Here is a 20,782-nt window from a genome sequence, read left to right on the forward strand (position 1 = left end):
TCCTTATAATGTTTGATAACGGTCATGTAAGTTGAATTTCTGTTCATACTGATAAGCCACGTTGTAAATTTTCTGCTCATCAAATGGTTTACCGATGATCTGCAGGCCGATCGGGCGACCGTTATGTTCACCACATGGTACAGAGATCGATGGCAGACCTGCTAAGTTCACAGGGATCGTTAAGATATCGTTGGCATACATCGTCAGTGGATCATCAATCTGTTCACCGATATTGAACGCAGGTGTCGGCGCCACTGGTCCGACGATGACATCGTAATCAGCAAAGACTTTCTCGAAGTCCTGCTTGATCAATGTACGGACTTTCTGCGCTTTTTTGTAGTAGGCATCGTAATAACCAGAGCTGAGCGCATATGTACCAAGCATGATACGACGTTTGACTTCGTCACCGAAACCTTCCTGACGAGTCTTTTTGTAGAGCTCTTCTAAGTTCTGGGCCCCTTCTGCCTGATAACCATAACGAATACCATCGAAACGCGCTAAGTTCGCTGAAGCTTCTGATGATGAAATAATATAGTAAGTAGCAACGCCGTATTTTGCATTCGGCAGTGACACTTCCTCAATGGTTGCACCGAGGTCGCTTAATTGTTTAATTGCCGCTTCAATGGATGCTTTAACTTCCGGTGAGACCCCTTCACCTAAATATTCTTTAGGTACCGCAACACGAAGGCCCGTTAAATCTTTATCGATGTTTGAAGTGAAATCAACATTATTGACAGGCGCACTTGTTGAATCCATTTTGTCGTGACCCGCGATCACTTCAAGGACAGTCGCATTATCTTTGACGTTACGTGTTAATGGACCAATCTGGTCAAGTGAAGAAGCGAATGCAACAAGGCCGAAACGAGAGACACGTCCGTAAGTCGGTTTCATCCCGACGACACCACAATATGACGCAGGCTGACGGATAGAGCCACCCGTATCTGAACCTAAGGTGAATGGAACAAGGCTTGCTGCAACAGCTGCTGCACTACCCCCTGAAGAGCCACCCGGCACAGCTAGATGGTCGAACGGATTGACGGTCTTCTTATAGTGAGAGTTCTCTGTAGAGCCGCCCATCGCGAACTCGTCCATATTCAGCTTACCGACAAGAACAGCATTCTCGTGATTCAGTTTATTCATCACCGTCGCATCATAGACAGGATTGAAATTCGTCAATATCTTAGACGCACAAGTCGTCTCGACATTTTTAGTGACAATATTGTCTTTAATCCCCATCGGAATACCGAACAGTTTACCTGCAGGCGCCTGGTTATCCAGCGCTTCTGCTTTTTTCATCGCATTCTCTTTATCAAGCGCGAGGAATGAATTGATGATACCATCTTCTTTTTCGATATTAACGAATGTATCAGCAATCAGTTCTGATGGTTTGATTTCTTTATTGTGAATCATCTTGGATAATGATTCGATCGATTCATATCTTAATGACATTCTTATTCTCCTCCTAAGATTGAAGGCACACGGAACTGACCATCTTCTTTGACCGGTGCATTTTTCAGTACTTCTTCCTGGCTCAAACTTTGTTCGGCTGTATCCGGACGCAGCACATTCTGCAGGTCCAGCACGTGGAACGTCGGTTCAACGTTGTCAGTGTCCACTTCTTCCAGCTGGTTGGCAAAGTTCAGAATCGCTTCAAGCTGTCCGCTGAATTTCACCGCTTCTTCTTCAGTGATGGCAAGACGTGCTAAATGGGCAACGTGTTTAACCTGATCATTTGTAATCGTTGTCATGTTTATCCTCCTAAGCATGTATAGCATCTATAAATTTTATCAAATTTAATGCAAAAAATCTAAAAAAACTAAAAATAGTTGTATGAAAACGCTTTAACGCGATATATAATTAATCATGTAAAAGAATATTCATAAGTTTGGAGGAAAACACATGATTTTAGGACATACTTTTCAAAATGTCAAAATAGAAGCGACATGGATGACTTATGTCATGATTGCTGTCTATTTCTTAATTCTACTGGCAATCGGTTACTATGCCTATAAACAGTCAACTAGTACACTGGATGAATATATGCTCGGAGGGCGTAGTCTAGGACCGCTTGTCACTGCCCTTTCAGCCGGTGCGGCAGATATGAGTGGCTGGATGCTGATGGGATTACCTGGCTCTGTTTATTCAACAGGTCTATCAGCGACCTGGATTGCCATCGGTCTGACTATCGGTGCCTGGTTAAACTATATCTTGGTTGCACCACGTCTTCGCGTTTATACAGAGTTGGCTGACAATGCCATCACTATTCCGGATTTCTTCGAGAAGCGCGTGAGTGACCATACCCGGATCCTTAAGATTATTTCCGGTTTAGTAATCGTCATCTTCTTTACGCTTTATACGCAGGCCGGCATGGTTTCCGGCGGTGTCTTATTCGAAAGTGCATTCGGTCTCAATTATCACTGGGGCTTGATCTTAACAGCGGGAATCGTCATCATCTATACGCTTTTCGGGGGGTACCTCGCAGTCTCCTTGACTGACTTCTTCCAAGGGGTCATCATGCTCATCGCTTTAGTGATGGTGCCGATTGTCGCAATGCTGAAATTAAACGGTCTTGATACGTTAGGCGACGTTGCGACTCTTGAACCAACCAATCTTGACTGGTTCAAAGGGACTACGACCATCGGAATCATCTCACTTGTTGCATGGGGTCTTGGCTACTTCGGTCAGCCTCATATTATCGTTCGTTTTATGTCGATCAAAACACATAAAATGCTGCCGGCTGCCCGCCGTATCGGTATTTCATGGATGGCTGTGTCACTTATCGGTGCTTGTATGACAGGCTTAATCGGTATTTCATTCATCCACGAATCCGGGCAGAAGCTTGATAACCCAGAGACCATCTTTGTTGTGATGAGTCAGATCCTGTTCCATCCACTGATTGCCGGCTTCTTCTTAGCGGCGATCTTAGCAGCGATTATGAGTACAATCTCTTCACAGCTGCTTGTGACATCCAGCTCGTTAACACAGGATTTCTATATGTTGCTTCGCAAGACTAGCATTCAGGACACTTCACGTGAAAAAGAGTTTGTGCTTGTCGGCCGTCTGTCGGTATTACTCGTTGCGATTGTAGCAGGTGCCATTGCCTGGAATCCTAATGACACCATCTTAAACTTAGTCGGTAATGCCTGGGCAGGCTTCGGCGCTGCATTCGGCCCATTAGTCCTCCTTTCGCTTTACTGGAAAGGTCTGACAAAAGAAGGTGCGATCACAGGTATGATTCTCGGCTCACTGACTGTCATCTTCTGGATCATCATGAAAGCACCTGAACAGCATGCCGCTATCTTTGACCTATACGAAATCATTCCAGGCTTCCTGATCAGTCTGATCTCAACCGTCCTTGTCAGCATGATGACAAGAAAACCAGAACAGCGAATTCTTGATGAGTTCGATGAAATGGTCCGTATCGTTAAAAATTAATCATTAAAAAAGGCTCGTTTCCACACTGGAAACAAGCCTTTTTTATTGCTGATAAATATGAATGTACGGCTCACTGCCCTTTTCCTTCGTTATCAGAGCAAGCGGTTTATTATTATCGGTTACAGATATTTCGTAGCTGTCCAAGCCGTCAAAATACTTCTTAGACTGATCAGCAATGTGCTGGGTGACCCCGACCACTTCAGCCCTGCCGAAATAATCAAGCGGGATACTGACGGTCAGTGAGCTGATTTTCTGATCGACAACATGCGCAGAACCAATAGCTTGCGTGAAGTTCGGGAAGTAGCTGCTCAGTGACTCATTGAACTGTTTGAAGTTGTTGTTCAGTCCTTCATCAATCTTTTCGGCTTCAGCAGAAGGCAGGAGCACGTGTTCTTCGTCTATACTTGTCCACTTCTTGATATTATCACCCTTTTCACTTGTGCCGTATGCGACGAAATGGCCCGGTGTGATACTTTCAGCTGATGACTGAATGAATATGGCAAATGTAATCGGCAAATCTTTAAGCTCTGATTTGACACGCAGACGGGATAATATCTCATCTGCCATCTCTTTTCCTTTCGCTGCGCTGATCTTCGGATCCAGCTGCTGACTGTAGACTTCACCGTACTGTTCTTTCTGATAGTAATAGACGCTGTTCATCGCCAGACCGATTGTCATACCGGACAGTTTGTCTTTCTTCGCATCTTCTTCAGTATAGAAATCCTGTTCCAGGATATGGGATAAGTACGCAGGTGAATAACGGGCGATCTTGGCTGGATCGGTTTCACCTTTATGAGAAGGGTTCAAACCGAAGTTCGCATAAGCATTCCGCTCGATTCGTGTGTCTTCATCCATGGCATCTATTTCTTCTTTAGTGAACTGAGGCTCCAGATAGCTTTGTACCGCTTCCTTTGTCAGAAGCTGGCCGTCACGATAGAAATATTCTTCTGGTGAATAGACTTTCTGACTGATATTCAAGAGGCCATCTTCAAACGCTTCACCGTTATAAGCACTTGCCATATTGGTACTTGTCAGACCCCGTGCCTGGCTCTCCTTAAATGGCAGAAGCGTCCGGTAATAATCTTTTGAAATCTGAGCATCTGTTGCAATCTGTTTTTCATCGTTTGTCTGACTGGTCTTACTGTTATTGTCACTGTTACTACCACAACCTGCAAAGAGCAGGGCCGATAGCAACAGTAATGATGCTTTTTTCATACCTTCACCTTAACCTATTTCCTGTAGTTTGTTGATGAGTTGTTCCTCACTCCAGACTTCAATGCCGAGAGACTCTGCCTTCGCGAGCTTACTGCCCGCTTCCTCACCTGCAATAACCAGATCTGTCTTCTTTGTGACACTGCTCGTCACTTTGGCACCGAGCGCTGTCAGCTTGTCAGTGGCTTCTGTTCGGGTCATGATTTCAAGCTTGCCGGTCAGGACAATCGTCTTATTCATGAACGTAGTATTGCTGACCACTTCTACTTTTGTGCCGGTATAAGTCATGTTGACCCCTGCTTCTGTCAGCTTCAGCAGCAGCTCTTTTATATCATCATTGTGCAGATAGGTGACGACTGACTGAGCAATCTTATGACCGATTTCATGGATAGCTGTCAGCTCTTCTTCTGTCGCAGTAACCAGCCTATCCATTGAACCGTATTCCTCTGCCAGAATCCGGCTGGCCTTCGCGCCCAGATGTCTGATGCCAAGACCAAATAACAGACGCTCCAGTGAATTCGTTTTTGAGACTTCGATGGCCTGCAGCAATTTATCGACCTTCTTATCTGCCATACGATCAAGCGGCAGTAAATCCTCACGCTTCAGATAGTAAATATCGGCAACATCACGAATCAGTTCTGCCTCGAATAGCTGTTCAACGATCCGTTCACCGAGTCCATCGATATTCATCGCCTGACGGGACACAAAATGGATCACACCTTCAACGAGTTTCGCCTCGCAGGCTGGATTGATACAGCGCAGTGCCACTTCGCCTTCAATACGCACCAGTTCATGCCCGCAGGCCGGGCAGTGTGCCGGCATATGGTAGGGTAACGTGCCGGCTGGTCGACGGTCAAGCACAGGTCTGACAACCTCCGGAATAATATCACCTGCTTTACGGACCACGACTTCGTCACCGATACGAATGTCTTTGTCCCGGATGAGGTCTTCATTATGAAGGGAGGCACGACCTACTGTTGTCCCCGCTACTTTGACGGGTTCAAGGATGGCGGTCGGCGTCACGGCACCCGTCCGTCCTACTGAAATTTCGATATCTTTCAGCTTGGTGATGACTTCTTCTGCCGGGAACTTATAAGCGATGGCCCAGCGTGGTGATCTTGCAGTGAAACCGAGTTCTTCTTGCTTCGCGAGATCGTTCACTTTAATGACGATACCGTCTATATCGTAAGCCAGATGATTCCGTTCTTCTGTCCAGTAACGAATATAATCCAGTACCTCATCGATATCTTGACATAACCTGCGTTCATGGTTCGTCTTAAAGCCGAGATCATCCAGTCTATCAAGGGCTGCACTCTGTGACGGTACATCCAGTTCACGTAAATCATTCACACTATACAAGAAGATATCCAGCTTGCGTTTAGCAGCAAGCTTGGAGTCAAGCTGTCTGAGTGAACCCGCCGCTGCATTACGCGGATTCGCGGCAAGCGGTTCACCCTTCTTCTCTTTTTCCTTGTTGAGATGAATGAATGACTGGCGGGGCATATAGGCTTCTCCGCGCACTTCAAAGGTCAGTGGTTCATTGATAACGAGCGGTACTGCGTATATCGTCTTGATATTCTCAGTGATATTCTCTCCTGTCGTACCATCCCCTCGGGTCAGTCCTTGAACAAGACGGCCTTCCTGGTATTTCAGAGAAACTGCGAGTCCGTCTATCTTCAGCTCCACCATGTAATCCACTCGGCCGACACCCTCCACCACACGACGGTCAAATGCACGCAAGTCTTCTTCATTAAATGCATTGCCGAGACTGAGCATCGGTGTATCATGTCTGACTTTTTCAAACGATGACAGCGGTGTTCCGCCGACCCGGACAGTGGGTGAGTCCGCTGTCTTCAGATCGGGATATGCCTCTTCAATCGCGATGAGTTCATGGAGCAGTTTATCGTATTCACTATCAGGAACAGACGGCGTGTCCAGCACGTGATATTCATAATTATACTGGTGCAATAAACGGTGTAATTCATCTACTCTTTGCTGCATCATTTACCCCTTCTTTTGAATCGGTGCGAACTGACTTAACAGACGCTTCATACCGACAGATTTGAAAATAATGTCCAGTTCCTGTGAGCCATCTTTATCAGTCACATGACTGACCAGACCCTCACCCCATGTCTTATGGATGACTTTATCTCCGATCTTATATTCGCCCGGAGCAGGTCTGTTGTTCGTTGTCCGTCTTGAGAATCCTCTTTTTGGCATTACTACCTTCTTCCCTTCAAGCAGGTCTTCAGGTATCTCATCCAGGAAGCGGGAGCGGCGGTTAGCCTGACTGCGTCCGAAAAGTGTGCGTGAATCTGCATGGGTCACGTGAAGATGCTCTTCTGCCCGAGTAATGGCAACATACATCAAACGGCGCTCTTCTTCCATCTCTGCTTCTTCCGATAGACTTCTGGCATGCGGGAAGATGGACTCTTCCAGTCCTGCTATAAAGACGACCTTGAACTCCAGCCCTTTCGCAGAGTGAATGGTCATGAGCGTGATACCCGCTTCCAGATCGGCACTATCCACATCACTGACCAGCGACAGATCCGTCAGGAAGTTGACGAGTGACTGTTCTTCAATCGGTGTATCTTTCTCATAGTCTTGCGGCACGCTGAGAAACTCTTCCAGGTTCTCAAGGCGTGACTGCGACTCAAGTGTCCGATCTGCTTTCAGCATCTCCATGTAGCCCGTCTTCTCCATGATCTGCTCTGTCAGCTCGGTGATGGACAGGAATTCCTGCTGTTTCATGAAGCCATCCATCATCTCATAGAACTTGACGAGCGTTTCAGTCGTTTTTTTCGGCAGTCCGATGAAATCCACCTCTGCAAGTGCGTCAAAGTAACTGAGACCATTCATCTCAGCGTATGCTGTAATCTTATCCAGTGCGCCAGGCCCAACGCCGCGTTTCGGTGTATTGATGATACGGGCAAAACTGATATCTTCATTGCTGTTCGCCACAAGTCTCAGGTAACTGAGAATATCCTTGATTTCTTTGCGGTCATAGAACTTTGTCCCGCCGACCATCGTGTAGCTGATATTCGATTTAAGGAGCGTTTCTTCCAGCACACGGGACTGGGCATTCGTCCGGTAAAGAATGGCCATATCATCCAACCGGTAGCCTTCTCGCTGTTTGTTCTGTATTTCAGAGATGATATATTCCGCTTCATGACGTTCGCTCTGCGCTTTGAAGTACTTGATCTTACTGCCTTCCGCACTTTCAGTCCACAATGCTTTCGGCTTGCGCTCTGAATTATGCCGGATGACTTCATTCGCCGCATGCAGAATATTTTTCGTAGAACGGTAATTCCGCTCGAGGAAGATGGTGCGGGCATTCTGATAATCCTCCTCAAAGCTCAGAATATTGTAGATATCCGCACCACGCCAGCCATAGATTGACTGGTCTGAATCCCCGACAACACAGATGTTCTCAAACTTCTCGGCAAGCATCTTGACCAGCAGATACTGCGCTCTGTTCGTATCCTGGTACTCATCGACGTGAATATACTGGAACTTGTTCTGATAATAGCTCAGTGCTTCCGGTGCACGCTCAAAAAGTTCGATCGTCGTCATGATAAGGTCATCGAAGTCCAGCGCCTGATTTTTCAGAAGAATCGACTGATAACGTTTGTAGGCTCTCGCTACTATCTGCGCCATAAAATCCTGTGCTTCTCTTTCAGCATCTGCCGGCGTCTTCAGTTCATTTTTCAGGTTCGAAATCTGGGCGAGCAGCGAGCGTGGCTCATAACGTTTCGGGTCGATGTTCTCCTGTTTCAGCACTTCTTTCATGACTGAACGCTGGTCCGTCGGGTCAATGATGGTGAAGTTCCGCTCAATACCGATTCTGTCGCTATCACGCCGCAGTATGCGCACACACATCGAGTGGAACGTGGAGATCCACACCGCTTCCGCTTCTTCACCGATCAGCTGCTGAACACGTTCCTTCATTTCTTTCGCTGCTTTATTCGTGAAGGTAATCGCGAGTATATTGTAAGGATTGACGTCTTTTTCCTGTATGAGATAGGCGATGCGATGGGTCAGCACCCGGGTTTTACCTGAACCCGCGCCCGCCATAATCAGCAGGGGGCCTTCTGTTGCTTTAACAGCTGCACGCTGTTCTTCGTTCATTCTATTCAGTAATTCTTTCACAGGAATTATCCTTTCTTTCCTTTGATTTTAACGGTCTCAAGGGCCTTCTTCAGATCGCGGTAGATGATGTTGCCGACCACTATAGTATCAGCATGCTGAAACATCTCTTCAGCCTGTGCCAGTGATTCAATACCGCCTCCGTAAACCAGGCGCGTATGCTCAAGTGCAGATTTCAATTCCGCCACCTTCGCGACATCACCATAGGTACCACTATATTCAACGTAACAGACCGGCAGACGATAGAAATGCTCAATCATCTGACCATACGCATAGAGATCATCTCCTTCAAGTGTGGTATCTGCTGCTGTCAGCTTGGCTACCTTACTGTCAGGATTCAGAACGATGTATCCTTCCATCGTAAACTCGTCAAAATTCAGCATATGGCCGTAAGCTTTCAGCGCTTCAATGAGCAGGCCGTTATGAAACTGCACGTTCGGACTGTTCAGGACAGTGGGTACTAAATAACGGTCAAAACCTGGTATCACGCTCTCAAGATTAGAGATCTCAAGCGCACAGGGCACTGTATAACGCCGCACACGCGCCATTAAATCAAGGACGTTATCCATCGTCACATCATCCGTCCCTCCTACAACAATCGCATCTGTTCCTGATTCACAGAGCAGCTGCAAGGATTCATCATCAATGGTTTTTGCAGGATCAAGTTTGAAGACATGCTGCCAGTCATTTATCTCATACATATAGAAACTCCTTTTAAAGACATATTTATAATTATAGCATTTTCAAGAAACGATAACGAAAAAAAGCCAGTCCGAATGACTGACTTCCGCTCATCTGACCAAGCCGTAATACTCCTCTAATGTCAACCCGCTCCTGTAGACCTCCTGCGCCAAGTCTGTACCTAAATAGCGGATGTGCCACGGTTCATACTGATAGCCGGTGATATGCTCCTTGCCTTTTGGATAGCGGATGATAAAGCCATAATCCTGGGCATGCGTCTGCAGCCATTTGCCTTCAGGTGTATCCCCGAAGGAAATGGTGAAATCTTTGACAGACTCACGACTGCCGAGGTCAAACGTAAGGCCGGTCTGATGTTCAGAGTGACCAGGCTCTGCGCTGTAAGTATCTGCAGCTGCCTTACCGTCACGTGCGACGTAATCTTGATATAGCGCAGCCTGCTCATCATAACTTCTGAAGCCGCTTCTGACAGCGAAATTCAGTCCTTCCGCGGCTCCCGCTGCCATGAGCTTGTTCAATGCCGCGCGTGCTTCATCGTTCTCACCGGGTGCATAATCAGCCGGCAGACTGATTGATTTATTCACGATAATCGTATCGCCGTAATACGTCACACCCTTTACCACTGACTTCTCCTTTGAAGTCAGCCATTTGTCCAGAGGATGGATTTGTTTGATATTGTCGATCACTGGCAGGTGCTGTTCAGTCTGATTGCTGCAGCCTGTAAGTACAGCGGCTGCCAGACCTGCGATTAATAGTTTCTTCATGATAGCCCTCATTTCGACTTCATTATAAAATAAAAATGGTACTGAATCAATTCAGTACCATTTTTTTACTGTTCTTCACCTAGACGTTCCATCACCATCGTGTAAGCATCATTTCCCCACTGTAATGAGCGTTTGACACGTGAAATAGTCGCAGTAGACGCACCTGACTCTTTTTCAATTGTTGCGTAAGTATGGCCTTGCTTGATCATCTTAGCGACCTGCATACGTTGAGATAATGAATGTAACTCATTGACTGTGCATAAATCATCAAAAAACTGGTAACACTCTTCACGAGTCTCGAGTGCAAGAATTGCATCGAATAAATCATCAAGACGTTTACCTCTTAATTTTTCAATTTGCATTCCGTTCATCCCCTTGAATAATATAGTCTAAGTTTAACGCACTAGTGAACTGAAGTACAGTTTTAATCCAGTTCTGCCAGCTGTTCTTTTTCTTTAGGCGTCAGATAGGCTGTACTTGTGTCCATCATCGTATATGTATTTTCCACTTTCCTCAGAAGAATATCTTCTGCCAGTTTATTCTTTTTGATGTAGGATAAAGCATCACCCACTTCTTCACGTTCTAAATCCAGTTCACTCGTCTTGACCGGTTCATTATGGTCAATATGATTCAGAATCACTTCTACATTCTCCTGATTCACTGCTTTCACCTCATTCATTAATGATTGCATTTAATAAGTATCATACATCAAAATATCCAAAAAATATAGAAAGTCACGATAAAAAAGACCTCCGTCTTGATGACAGAGGTCAGACTATTATTCCAGTCCTGCTCGTTTGAACAGTGTATCCACTTGATTCAGATGATGGTTTTCATTGAAGCATTCATCCAGTTCTGCCGGTGAAAGAAGGGCAGTGATTTTATCTTCTTTTTCAATCAGTTCACGGAACGGCGTTTCGGTCTGCCAGGATTCCATGGCCTTTGGCTGCACCAGATCATAAGCTTCCTCACGTACCATGCCTTTGTCGATCAACGTCAGCATGACGCGCTGGGAATAGATTAAACCGAACGTCTTATTCATGTTACGCTTCATGTTTTCTTCATAAACTGTCAAGTTCTCGATGATATTGGCAAAACGGTTCAATGCGTAGTCCAGTGCAATCGTCACATCCGGCAGCATAATCCGTTCTGCTGAAGAGTGCGAGATATCACGTTCATGCCATAATGGCACGTTTTCGTAGGCTGTTGTCACGTAACCACGGATAACACGTGCAATACCTGTGATGTTCTCTGAGCCGATCGGATTACGTTTGTGCGGCATGGCAGAAGAACCTTTCTGCCCTTTCGCGAATGCTTCCTCTACTTCACGCGTTTCTGTCTTCTGAAGGTTGCGGACTTCAACAGCGAATTTCTCAAGGGATGTTGCTATTAATGCAAGTGTCGCCACGTAATAGGCATGGCGGTCACGCTGCAAGGTCTGTGTGGAAATTTCAGCGAAGCCGATGCCGAGTTCTTTGCAGACATATGCTTCAATTTCAGGGGGAATATTCGCAAAGGTGCCGACCGCGCCACTCATCTTACCGACTTCGATTTCTTTACGGACTTCTTTGAAACGTTTCATGTTACGCTGCATTTCCATATACCAGAGTGCCATTTTCAGACCGAATGTCGTCGGTTCCGCATGGACACCGTGTGTGCGTCCCATCATGAGTGTGTTCTTGTATTTGAGGGCTTTCACTCTTAACACTTCGATAAAGCGTTCAAGATCCTTCTCGATGATGTCATTCGCCTGCTTGATGACATAGCTGAGCGCTGTATCAACAACATCTGTACTCGTCAGACCGTAATGCACCCATTTGCGTTCTTCTCCCAATGTCTCACTGACCTGGCGTGTGAAAGCGACCACATCATGACGCGTTTCAAGTTCGATCTCTTTTGCACGTTCAACATCTACACGGGCGTTCTGACGAATCAGTTTGACGTCTTCTTCCGGAATCACCCCTAATGTGCTCCAAGCTTCACATGCTAAGATTTCCACTTCCAGCCATGCTTCAAAACGGTTCTGCTCGCTCCAAATATCCGCCATTTCTTTTCTTGAGTAACGTTCAATCATCCGTATTCTCCTATCTGATTAGTAGTCGCCTTCAGTATAACAAATTTTATTAGATACGTACATTAAATATTAATAACAAATGAATGTACGGAATTTAACACTAAAAAACCTATCCGCTAAGCAGATAGGTCTATTAATTTATCTTTTTTCCGACAAAGATAATCTGCTGACGCAGCACTTCAATGCCTTTTTCTGTCTCGTGGAAAATCGGCTTCTCCATTCGTTTGACAGGGGTAAAGCCTTCTTTTTTCATGCGGGCGAGGCACTCAGCAATCGTCTCATTTTCAGCGACCTCAAATTTCATCTGTATCATATGCACGCAGTTTTTTGCTGCGAACACCTTTCACCCAGAATCCACCGTGAATGTTCTTCGGTTCATAGGCAATGATGAACGCCTTCGGATCAAGCTGTCTGATCGTGTCAGTCAGCTTCACTTCATATTTACGCGGCGTTAAAATCTGCATGATCATACGATGACCATCCCGTCCGTGTGCAGCGTAATGTGTCACACCATAGCCCAAGTCACGGAGTTTATGTGGAATATCAAGTTCGTATTCAGCTGTCGTCACATTCACCACAATATAGCCGAGCGCAATTTTTTCTTCAAGTTTCATCCCAACAATGATACCTGCACCGAAACCGAAAGCATACGCCAGTACATTCCAGATATTATCCAGACTGTTCATCACCAGTCCAAGTCCTACCACGTAGACGAGCACTTCAATCACGGATACGCCGGCCGCAAAGTAGCGGTAGCCCTTTAATGTCAGGATCATCCGCATCGTTAAACACGACACATAAATAATATTGATAAAAAAGATAACAGCAACCATAATCCATGGATTATCCATCTATCAGCACCTCCCAATTCATAGGCATTCTATCAGAGATTGAGAGGTAGCACAAGGCTAGCGGATCAGATCCTCGACACTGAACCTTGTGATAGGCATCATGCGCTTATGCTGCGTTTTCAGGAAATGACCTTCAATGACCTCTTTATCTTGTTCACTGACTGTCTTTCCTTCCAGATAATCATCAATGGCTTCGTAAGTCACACCGAGTGCTACTTCATCCGGCAGCTGCGGCTTGTCTTCCTCTAGATCCGCTGTCGGTTTTTTATTATAGAGGTGCTCAGGACAGCCTAAATACTTCAGGATTTCTCTGCCTTGGCGCTTATTCAGTCCAGCGAGAGGCAGAATATCTGCACCGCCGTCACCATACTTTGTATAGAAGCCTGTGATACTTTCAGCGGCATGATCGGTCCCTAATACAATTCCATTGTTCGCTGCCGCAACAGAATACTGAACTTTCATACGTTCACGTGCTTTTTCATTCCCTTTCTGGAAATCTGTGACCACTATACCGGCATTCTGAAGTGCTTCAATGCTTGCTTCCACACTTGGTTTGATGTTGACCGTCAGTTCTTTGGACGCATTGATAAAGTCCAGTGCATCCTGACAGTCCTGCTCATCTTTTTGGACGCCGTACGGCAGGCGGATGGCAATGAACTGATAATCGCCGCCTTCAGCATTCAGTTCATCAACAGCCATCTGTGCAAGTTTTCCGGCAAGCGTTGAATCCTGCCCGCCTGAGATGCCAAGTGTCATCGATTTCATAAATGGATAGCTTTTCAGATAATCTTTCATGAAATCAAGAATGGCTCTTGTTTCTTCTTCAACATTGATAGAAGGTTTGACCTTCAGCTCTTCAATAATCTGTTCTTGTAATGTCATGATTCCCACTCCTTTATACGATCTGCTACTTCGTGAATTTTATGGTTTTTGTTTTCCCAGCATGCAGTACTTAGGTCCACCGGATACTCTTCAGGGTTCATGTAACGCTTCGTCTCTTCCCATATCAGCTCCAGATTGTCCTGGTGATACTGTCTGATTGCGTCAAGAGAAGGCTGCTCATAAACCAGTTCACCTTTTTCAAAGATAGGATGAAGCAGTTTTTTGGCGGTGAAGTCTTTCACCCATTTCTGTTTATAGGTGTAGATAGGATGAAACATCTTAAGAACTTCTTCTGACTGAGGATCTTCATGAGCAAGTGTCATGTAGTCTCCTTCTGATTTACCCGTTTTATTGTTAATAATGCGATATAAATCTTTTTTCCCAGGTGTGGTCACTTTCTCCGCATTATTCGAGATCTTGATACGGTCCTGCAGGATGCCGTTCTCATCAGCAATCGCCGTCAATTTATAGACCGCGCCTAAAGCAGGCTGGTCATAAGCAGTGATGAGTTTGGTACCGATTCCCCATGCCGTGACTTTACATCCTTGCTGTTTCAAGTTGATGATGGTCGCCTCATCCAGGTCGTTGGAAGCAAAGATTTTCGCATCAGGAAAGCCGGCAGCGTCGAGCATTTTCCGTGCCTCTTTGGACAAGTAGCTTAAGTCCCCTGAATCCAGACGGATACCGATAAAATTAATCTGGTCACCGAGTTCTTTGGCTACACGAATCGCATTCGGCACACCGCTTTTCAGTGTATGGAAGGTATCGACTAGGAAGACACAGTTTTTATGACGTTCAGCGTACTTCTTAAACGCTGTATATTCATCGTCGTATGCCTGCACCATTGCATGGGCATGCGTCCCGGAGATTGGTATACCAAATAATTTACCCGCCCGGACATTGCTCGTTGAATCAAAGCCTGAAATATAGGCGGCACGGGCACCCCAGATGGCAGCATCCATCTCCTGTGCACGACGAGTCCCAAACTCCATAAAGATCTCATCCGGCGCAATGTTCTTGATGCGGCTTGCCTTAGTCGCAATCAGCGTCTGAAAATTGACGATGTTCAAAATAGCCGTCTCCAGGAGCTGCGCCTGAATCAGTGGCGCCTCTATGCGGAGTAACGGTTCATTATTGAAACAGATTTCACCTTCTTGCATGGAGACGATATTGCCGGTGAAACGCAGTTCCTTTAAATAGCTCAGGTAATCTTCCTGATAACCTTGCTCACGTAAATAGTCAATGTCACTATCCGTAAACTTGAAACGTTTCACGTATTCAATGATTCTCTCAAGGCCGGCGAATACTGCGTAGCCGCCGTCGAACGGCATACTTCTGAAATAAACATCAAAGACCGCCATATTCTCATGTATGCCGTCAAACCAGTAAGTCTCTCCCATGTTAATCTGATATAAGTCTGTATGCAGCATCAAGCTGTCATCAGTTTTATTGAACATCTCAATCCCTCTTCTTCCCTTAATTAACGTCTGCTCTTTCATATTAACATACCTTTATGTGAAGCAATAATGCTACAATTTAATTAACTTACAAAAGAGGTCATGATATGAAAAACAAATCATTTGTCTTTATCCTGTCTGCCGTTGTCTCAATCTCCGGCTTTTCACAAGGCATGCTTCTGCCGCTTATTTCATTTATATTCGAACGCGACCATGTGCCGAGTATTGTCAATGGTTTCCATGCCACTTCACTCTATATCGGTGTCTTTCTGACTTCCCTGTTCCTTGAAGGGCTGCTCAGGAAATGGGGCTTTAAGCCGCTGATCATCACTGGCGGTGTGCTCGTCTGTCTGTCGTTTCTGCTTTTCCCTGTTCTTAAGGCGATGTCTATCTGGTTCCTGCTGCGGCTGATTGTCGGGGTAGGCGATAATATGCTGCATTTCGCGACCCAGTCCTGGCTCACACACGTGACGCCGCGTGATCAGCTCGGCCGTGCGCTCGCTTACTACGGGCTGAGTTTCTCACTCGGCTTCATGCTCGGCCCTATTCTCGTGCCGCTCGTCACCATTCATGAGTCACTGCCCTTTTTAATCAGTGCGGGGCTGACGTTCATCGCATTTACCCTCGTCTTCACATTGAAAAATAGTTTTCCTGAACAAACAGAAGAAAAAGTCTCTCTTTCTTCTACTTTTCTTAACTTCCGGAGAGTCATCCGCACTTCCTGGATTGCCTTTTTATTTCCGATGGTATTCGGTGTGATGGAAAGTTCTTTGAACAGTAACTTCCCGGTGTTCGCGCTGAAGCACAATCTGAGCTTAATAGATATCACCTGGATACTGCCGATGTTCAGTCTTGGCACGATTCTTTTCCAGGTGCCGATCGGCAGTCTGTCCGACCGGATGAACAGAAGTCATCTTATGCTGATACTGACCCTGACAGGTGCCGTCATTTTCCTGTTAGGCGACTTTGTCATCGCCCATCATTACGGCATGATGGCCATCTTCTTTGTAGCCGGGGTCTTCACAGGCTCCCTCTATTCTCTCGGCGTCACCTATATGACAGAGCTCACGCCCAGACATCTGCTCCCTGCAGGTAATCTGATGTGCGGCATTGTCTTCAGCATCGGCAGTATAGCCGGCCCTATTATCGGGGGTACGGTGATAGCTGTTTCAGATAATCAGTTTTTCTTCATCGCCCTCAGCGCTCTCATCCTGCTGACGAGTTGCGCGACCTATCTCTTTATTCTGAACAACCGCAAATTATCTGAGGAGTGATTAAATGTTTGACCAGGCCCAATCTTTTATCAGAAACATGCATGAGGAACTGAATATTCCGCATGCCGAGACAGAAGCACGGCTGCAATCTATAGCAGAAGAAATCTGCCAGACCCAGACGTACCGGCATACACCTGAAGAGCTTGAATACGGCGTCCGCGTAGCATGGCGTAACAGTAACCGCTGTATCGGCCGTCTCTTCTGGGACAAACTGACTTTAATAGACAGACGTCATGTTCAGACACCTGCGGAATTCGAGGCAGCGCTGCTTCACCATATCGACTATGCCACTAACAACGGCAAGATCAGGCCCAGCATCACAGTCTTTCCGCCCCGCACCGGCAACTGCACACCGTTTATCATTCTGAATGACCAGCTGATCCGCTATACAAGTGACACGCTGGCTGAGCCTGTTAAGTCCATCAAGCCGGACATCACTTCCAAGTTCCTGCCTATTGTTTATCAGCATAACGAACAGCTGCATACCTTGGCGCTGCCGGAAGAAAAAATACTGGAAGTGCCTCTCCATCATCCGAATCACCCGGCATTCGATGACCTTAACCTCGCCTGGTATGCTGTGCCGATCATCTCAGGCATGGAACTCCGCATAGGGGGCATTACCTATCCCTGTGCACCCTTTAACGGCTGGTACATGGAATCTGAGATTGCCTCCCGCAATCTTCTCGACTGCTATCGCTATAACTTGATTGAACAGATTGCGGACAGTTTCGGCTTTGACCGTACGACGACCGCTACTTACTGGCGTGACCGGACACTTGTCGAACTGAATTATGCCGTCTATCATTCCTATAAGTCTCATGGCGTGGCAGTCGTCGACCACTATACAGCGAGCAAGCAGTTCGAGAAATTTGAGGAACAGGAGCGCGCAGCCGGACGGCGCATCACCGGTGACTGGACCTGGCTCATCCCGCCTATTTCTCCATCGCTCGTTCATAACTTCCATAAAGGATACGACAACACTTACCGTGATCCCAACTTTTATTACCGCAAGAAAGGCTGTCCTTTCGCCGGTCAATCAATCAGAGATCACTGAAAAACCGGTCGACGTGCTTCCGGTGAATCGCATTTAAGTGCGTGTTGCAGCTACAGTAGACATCTGCCGCTTCAACCAGACGGACCGCACATGTGTCCTCTTGATTGAACGTATTATTGACGACATAGATGTCCTGGTTCTTGACACCGTTATACCCTTTAATTAATATGACATCTTCCTGACGGATGGACTTGAAATCATTGTTCTCGATAATAACGGTCTCACCTGCCTGCACACCCTGATCAATTCCGGCGAGAGACGTTGAGTACTTGCCTTTATTGACCGCGAGATAGCGAACAGCGCCCCCGCAGCTGATAAACTGATTGCCTGAGACTTTGACCGTCCTGGATTTGAGCAGGGTGACCGCGTAATCATTCATACCGTCAAACGTATTGTTCTCAATAAAAATATTCTCATAGAAAATATCATACTGGCTGGCATGAGAACCGATAGCCCGGTTCCATGCCGTCATCATCGGTTCACCGGAATTACCGAAACAGCAGCCTTCTATCAAGACATTGCGCGTCGGTGTCCCGTCATAATAGCCGAACTTCGGAAAAGAATCTCTCAGCTGAAGGTCAATCTGAATCGCTTCACTGAACTGCCTTTTACCGGAATCATCCCGGAAGCCGAGAAAGCGGCAGTTTTTCACGTGAAAACCATCCAGTCCGCAGGCGTCTATGGCATGACCACCAACGACATTCTTGAAAGTCACATCTTCAATTTTTATCTCTGCTGCATGACCGAGAGACATGATGGTATTGTTGAAATTCAGGACATGACCATACTGGTCAAAAGTACCGCCTTTAATGGTGATATGACCATTACCGTTGTAACCCTGATAGCCGGGTTTCCGGCCGTTTTTGAGGAGGGCACCATTGCTCATCCTTCTGACGACTGCATCTTTATGAAGAATAAGCGTTGTATGGTGGTAGATGACAAGCTCTTTTGCAATATAGTAAGTCCCTGCCGGTACATAGATTGTAACAGGGGTCTTTTTCGCTTGATTCAAGGCGCGCTGGAAACCGATAGTATCCCTGACAATATGCCGGCCACGTGCACCATAATCTCTGACATTGATTTTTCTCATTTTGTTCATCCTTATTATCATTTATAATTTGATTAACTATACCCTGTTAGGAGGCTCATTATGGATAAAGCATTACTGATTATCGACTATTCTTATGATTTCATTGCAGATGACGGAAAACTGACTTGCGGTAAGCCCGGTCAATCCATTGCACAGGCCATCGCCCGTAAATTTGAAGCTTATATCGCTGAAGGTCAGCCTGTCTTCATCACGATGGATCTGCATGACTTTAATGATATGTCACATCCTGAATCCAAGCTCTTTCCGCCTCATAATCTCCGCGGAACAGCTGGCCGTGAACTTTATGGTGCTGTCAAAGAAGTGTATGACAAATTTAGAAATCATCCGCTTGTCTTCTGGATTGACAAAAGACGCTACAGTTCATTTGCGGGCACACCACTCCATCAGTATTTAACAGAACGTCAGATCAAGATGATTGAACTGACAGGTGTCTGTACAGATATCTGTGTGCTTCATACAGCGGTGGATGGTTACAACCTCGGCTATACCATGATGGTCGATAAGGATGCTGTTCAGTCCTTCAGCGAGGCAGGACACCAGTTCGCGCTGTCTCACTTTGAACATTCGCTCGGCATGACGATTACGGGTCAGTCATGCTAAAATAAAAGATATTCATATTAAAAGGAGAAGAATTCATGACTATTTTAACTTTCGGACATCAAAATCCTGATACAGATACAATCACTTCAGCACTGGTGATGGCAGACCTGCAGACTGCTGCCGGCAAAGAAGTCGAAGCAGTGAGACTCGGCGAGGTAAGTGCAGAAACGCAGTACGCGCTTGACCACTTCAAAGTATCTGCACCACGTTTAATCGAAAAAGTGGACGGCGAGGAAGTCATTCTCGTCGACCATAATGAGTTCCAGCAGTCAGCTCCTGGCATCGAATCTGCACACATTCTGATGGTAGTGGACCACCACCGTATCTCAAATTTTGAGACAGCTGCACCTCTTTATTACAGAGCAGAACCTGTCGGCTGTACAGCAACGATTCTCAATAAAATGTATAAAGAAAATCAGATTGAAGTGAAGCCTGAGATTGCCGGTCTGATGTTATCTGCTATTATCTCTGATACATTACTCTTCAAGTCTCCTACTTGCACTGACGAAGATGTGAAAGCAGCGGAAGAACTTGCTGAAATCGCAGGTATCAACAAAGAAGAATATGGTCTTGAAATGCTGAAAGCAGGTGCTTCTACAGCAGATAAATCTGCAGAAGATTTACTTAATATCGACGCGAAATCATTCTCAATGGGTGAAAAGGAAGTCCGTGTGGCACAAGTCAATACAGTCGATATCGACGAAGTATTCGCACGTCAGGAAGAACTTGAGAATGCCATCAATGCTGAAACAGCACAAAATGGCTACGACTTATTTGTCCTTGTCGTGACAGATATCATCAATTCAGATTCGAAGATCCTTGCGTTGGGTAAAGAACAGGAAGCAGTCAATAAAGCATTCAACGTCGCTTTAGATAAAAATACTGCGCTACTTAAAGGTGTGGTATCACGTAAGAAACAGGTGGTACCTCAGTTAACTGACGTCTTATCATAAGGAGGTGTTCCCGATGGAAATCCAGCAGTCAGGTAACAGATTTCATATCGATGACATAGCTGAAATCACATTCTACACACAAGACGACACAATTGTCATCAATCATACCTTTGTAGATCCCTCTCTTCGCGGACAAGGGATTGCGAGGCAATTACTGGACCGTGTCATCGACTATGCACGGGAAAACAATCTGAAAATCGTGCCGCTCTGCTCTTATGCGGTAACTGCAATGCACAACGACCCATCTGTGCAGGACGTACTGAAATAAGC

The 20,782-nt window shown here is 46.0% G+C and carries 21 protein-coding genes; 6 read left to right on the forward strand and 15 right to left on the reverse strand.

Annotated features, from left to right (window positions below; all coding sequences use genetic code 11):
- Window positions 1–3 precede the first annotated feature (3 nt).
- Both gatA and gatC read right to left on the reverse strand, forming a co-directional pair.
- Window positions 4–1,449 (reverse strand): Asp-tRNA(Asn)/Glu-tRNA(Gln) amidotransferase subunit GatA, encoded by a 1,446-nt coding sequence (gene gatA / locus ERX55_RS06820; protein ID WP_133451821.1) that lies wholly within the window; start codon window positions 1,447–1,449, stop codon window positions 4–6.
- A gap of 2 nt (window positions 1,450–1,451) precedes the next feature.
- Window positions 1,452–1,748, reverse strand: a complete 297-nt coding sequence (gatC, locus tag ERX55_RS06825; protein WP_133451822.1) for an Asp-tRNA(Asn)/Glu-tRNA(Gln) amidotransferase subunit GatC — start codon at window positions 1,746–1,748, stop codon at window positions 1,452–1,454.
- 151 nt (window positions 1,749–1,899) lie between these two features.
- Between gatC and putP the strand changes: the two genes are divergently transcribed.
- Complete coding sequence (gene putP / locus ERX55_RS06830) at window positions 1,900–3,435, forward strand: sodium/proline symporter PutP (RefSeq protein WP_133451823.1); 1,536 nt, start codon at window positions 1,900–1,902, stop codon at window positions 3,433–3,435.
- A gap of 42 nt (window positions 3,436–3,477) precedes the next feature.
- Here putP and ERX55_RS06835 read toward each other — a convergent pair whose 3' ends face one another.
- From ERX55_RS06835 to ERX55_RS06890, 12 genes are all read right to left on the reverse strand, one after another.
- Window positions 3,478–4,650, reverse strand: a complete 1,173-nt coding sequence (locus ERX55_RS06835; RefSeq protein ID WP_133451824.1) for a CamS family sex pheromone protein — start codon at window positions 4,648–4,650, stop codon at window positions 3,478–3,480.
- A 9-nt stretch (window positions 4,651–4,659) separates the two neighbouring features.
- A complete protein-coding gene (ligA, locus tag ERX55_RS06840; protein ID WP_424960683.1) occupies window positions 4,660–6,648 on the reverse strand; it encodes an NAD-dependent DNA ligase LigA in 1,989 nt (662 codons plus the stop codon).
- Window positions 6,649–6,651: 3 nt separating this feature from the next.
- On the reverse strand, window positions 6,652–8,796 hold the full coding sequence (pcrA, locus tag ERX55_RS06845) for a DNA helicase PcrA (RefSeq protein WP_133451826.1): 2,145 nt from the start codon (window positions 8,794–8,796) through the stop codon (window positions 6,652–6,654).
- Between the two features lie 5 nt (window positions 8,797–8,801).
- Window positions 8,802–9,494, reverse strand: coding sequence for a heptaprenylglyceryl phosphate synthase (gene pcrB, locus ERX55_RS06850; protein WP_133451827.1), 693 nt, complete (start codon window positions 9,492–9,494; stop codon window positions 8,802–8,804).
- A 90-nt stretch (window positions 9,495–9,584) separates the two neighbouring features.
- The gene (locus tag ERX55_RS06855) at window positions 9,585–10,256 is read right to left on the reverse strand and encodes a M15 family metallopeptidase (RefSeq protein ID WP_133451828.1); all 672 of its coding nucleotides are present in this window, start codon (window positions 10,254–10,256) and stop codon (window positions 9,585–9,587) included.
- A gap of 65 nt (window positions 10,257–10,321) precedes the next feature.
- The gene (locus ERX55_RS06860) at window positions 10,322–10,618 is read right to left on the reverse strand and encodes a YerC/YecD family TrpR-related protein (protein WP_133451829.1); all 297 of its coding nucleotides are present in this window, start codon (window positions 10,616–10,618) and stop codon (window positions 10,322–10,324) included.
- A 62-nt stretch (window positions 10,619–10,680) separates the two neighbouring features.
- Window positions 10,681–10,947 carry a hypothetical protein gene (locus ERX55_RS06865; protein ID WP_133451830.1) on the reverse strand — a complete coding sequence of 89 codons (267 nt, stop codon included), beginning with the start codon at window positions 10,945–10,947 and terminating at the stop codon, window positions 10,681–10,683.
- 87 nt (window positions 10,948–11,034) lie between these two features.
- A complete protein-coding gene (gene purB / locus ERX55_RS06870) occupies window positions 11,035–12,330 on the reverse strand; it encodes an adenylosuccinate lyase (RefSeq protein WP_133451831.1) in 1,296 nt (431 codons plus the stop codon).
- A gap of 133 nt (window positions 12,331–12,463) precedes the next feature.
- A complete protein-coding gene (locus ERX55_RS06875) occupies window positions 12,464–12,634 on the reverse strand; it encodes an NETI motif-containing protein (protein WP_133451901.1) in 171 nt (56 codons plus the stop codon).
- Window positions 12,624–13,181, reverse strand: coding sequence for a DUF2179 domain-containing protein (locus ERX55_RS06880; protein ID WP_133451832.1), 558 nt, complete (start codon window positions 13,179–13,181; stop codon window positions 12,624–12,626). The genes ERX55_RS06875 and ERX55_RS06880 overlap by 11 nt, the downstream gene beginning before the upstream one ends.
- Before the next feature lie 57 nt (window positions 13,182–13,238).
- Window positions 13,239–14,063, reverse strand: coding sequence for an ammonia-dependent NAD(+) synthetase (gene nadE, locus ERX55_RS06885; RefSeq protein ID WP_133451833.1), 825 nt, complete (start codon window positions 14,061–14,063; stop codon window positions 13,239–13,241).
- A complete protein-coding gene (locus ERX55_RS06890; RefSeq protein WP_133451834.1) occupies window positions 14,060–15,520 on the reverse strand; it encodes a nicotinate phosphoribosyltransferase in 1,461 nt (486 codons plus the stop codon). The genes nadE and ERX55_RS06890 overlap by 4 nt, the downstream gene beginning before the upstream one ends.
- 107 nt (window positions 15,521–15,627) lie before the next feature.
- Between ERX55_RS06890 and ERX55_RS06895 the strand changes: the two genes are divergently transcribed.
- A complete protein-coding gene (locus tag ERX55_RS06895) occupies window positions 15,628–16,794 on the forward strand; it encodes an MFS transporter (protein ID WP_133451835.1) in 1,167 nt (388 codons plus the stop codon).
- A 4-nt stretch (window positions 16,795–16,798) separates the two neighbouring features.
- Complete coding sequence (locus ERX55_RS06900) at window positions 16,799–17,848, forward strand: nitric oxide synthase oxygenase (protein ID WP_133451836.1); 1,050 nt, start codon at window positions 16,799–16,801, stop codon at window positions 17,846–17,848.
- Here the strand turns inward: ERX55_RS06900 and ERX55_RS06905 are convergent.
- Window positions 17,835–18,938, reverse strand: coding sequence for a glycosyl hydrolase family 28-related protein (locus ERX55_RS06905; protein WP_133451837.1), 1,104 nt, complete (start codon window positions 18,936–18,938; stop codon window positions 17,835–17,837). The two genes, ERX55_RS06900 and ERX55_RS06905, sit on opposite strands and share 14 nt — an antisense overlap.
- A 57-nt stretch (window positions 18,939–18,995) precedes the next feature.
- Here ERX55_RS06905 and ERX55_RS06910 point away from each other — a divergent pair, with 57 nt between their 5' ends.
- The 3 genes from ERX55_RS06910 to ERX55_RS06920 are packed head-to-tail and all read left to right on the forward strand — an operon-like array spanning window position 18,996 to window position 20,780.
- Window positions 18,996–19,559 (forward strand): cysteine hydrolase family protein, encoded by a 564-nt coding sequence (locus tag ERX55_RS06910; protein ID WP_133451838.1) that lies wholly within the window; start codon window positions 18,996–18,998, stop codon window positions 19,557–19,559.
- A 35-nt stretch (window positions 19,560–19,594) separates the two neighbouring features.
- A complete protein-coding gene (locus ERX55_RS06915) occupies window positions 19,595–20,512 on the forward strand; it encodes a manganese-dependent inorganic pyrophosphatase (RefSeq protein WP_133451839.1) in 918 nt (305 codons plus the stop codon).
- A 13-nt stretch (window positions 20,513–20,525) separates the two neighbouring features.
- Window positions 20,526–20,780 (forward strand): GNAT family N-acetyltransferase, encoded by a 255-nt coding sequence (locus ERX55_RS06920; protein WP_133451840.1) that lies wholly within the window; start codon window positions 20,526–20,528, stop codon window positions 20,778–20,780.
- Window positions 20,781–20,782: the final 2 nt, after the last annotated feature.

The organism is Macrococcus bovicus, from assembly GCF_004359575.1.
GTDB classification, from domain to species: Bacteria; Bacillota; Bacilli; order Staphylococcales; family Staphylococcaceae; genus Macrococcus; species Macrococcus bovicus.

Coding starts and splice junctions, on each gene's coding strand:
- gatA (WP_133451821.1), bottom strand. CDS start 1,449: ATGTCATTAAGATATGAATCGATCGAATCATTATCCAAGATGATTCAC.
- ERX55_RS06860 (WP_133451829.1), bottom strand. CDS start 10,618: ATGCAAATTGAAAAATTAAGAGGTAAACGTCTTGATGATTTATTCGAT.
- purB (WP_133451831.1), bottom strand. CDS start 12,330: ATGATTGAACGTTACTCAAGAAAAGAAATGGCGGATATTTGGAGCGAG.
- ERX55_RS06920 (WP_133451840.1), top strand. CDS start 20,526: ATGGAAATCCAGCAGTCAGGTAACAGATTTCATATCGATGACATAGCT.
- gatC (WP_133451822.1), bottom strand. CDS start 1,748: ATGACAACGATTACAAATGATCAGGTTAAACACGTTGCCCATTTAGCA.
- putP (WP_133451823.1), top strand. CDS start 1,900: ATGATTTTAGGACATACTTTTCAAAATGTCAAAATAGAAGCGACATGG.
- ERX55_RS06835 (WP_133451824.1), bottom strand. CDS start 4,650: ATGAAAAAAGCATCATTACTGTTGCTATCGGCCCTGCTCTTTGCAGGT.
- ERX55_RS06875 (WP_133451901.1), bottom strand. CDS start 12,634: ATGAAATTTGAGGTCGCTGAAAATGAGACGATTGCTGAGTGCCTCGCC.
- ligA (WP_424960683.1), bottom strand. CDS start 6,648: ATGCAGCAAAGAGTAGATGAATTACACCGTTTATTGCACCAGTATAAT.
- ERX55_RS06890 (WP_133451834.1), bottom strand. CDS start 15,520: ATGTTCAATAAAACTGATGACAGCTTGATGCTGCATACAGACTTATAT.
- ERX55_RS06895 (WP_133451835.1), top strand. CDS start 15,628: ATGAAAAACAAATCATTTGTCTTTATCCTGTCTGCCGTTGTCTCAATC.
- ERX55_RS06900 (WP_133451836.1), top strand. CDS start 16,799: ATGTTTGACCAGGCCCAATCTTTTATCAGAAACATGCATGAGGAACTG.
- ERX55_RS06905 (WP_133451837.1), bottom strand. CDS start 18,938: ATGAGAAAAATCAATGTCAGAGATTATGGTGCACGTGGCCGGCATATT.
- ERX55_RS06915 (WP_133451839.1), top strand. CDS start 19,595: ATGACTATTTTAACTTTCGGACATCAAAATCCTGATACAGATACAATC.
- ERX55_RS06865 (WP_133451830.1), bottom strand. CDS start 10,947: ATGCAATCATTAATGAATGAGGTGAAAGCAGTGAATCAGGAGAATGTA.
- ERX55_RS06855 (WP_133451828.1), bottom strand. CDS start 10,256: ATGAAGAAACTATTAATCGCAGGTCTGGCAGCCGCTGTACTTACAGGC.
- ERX55_RS06880 (WP_133451832.1), bottom strand. CDS start 13,181: ATGGATAATCCATGGATTATGGTTGCTGTTATCTTTTTTATCAATATT.
- nadE (WP_133451833.1), bottom strand. CDS start 14,063: ATGACATTACAAGAACAGATTATTGAAGAGCTGAAGGTCAAACCTTCT.
- pcrB (WP_133451827.1), bottom strand. CDS start 9,494: ATGTATGAGATAAATGACTGGCAGCATGTCTTCAAACTTGATCCTGCA.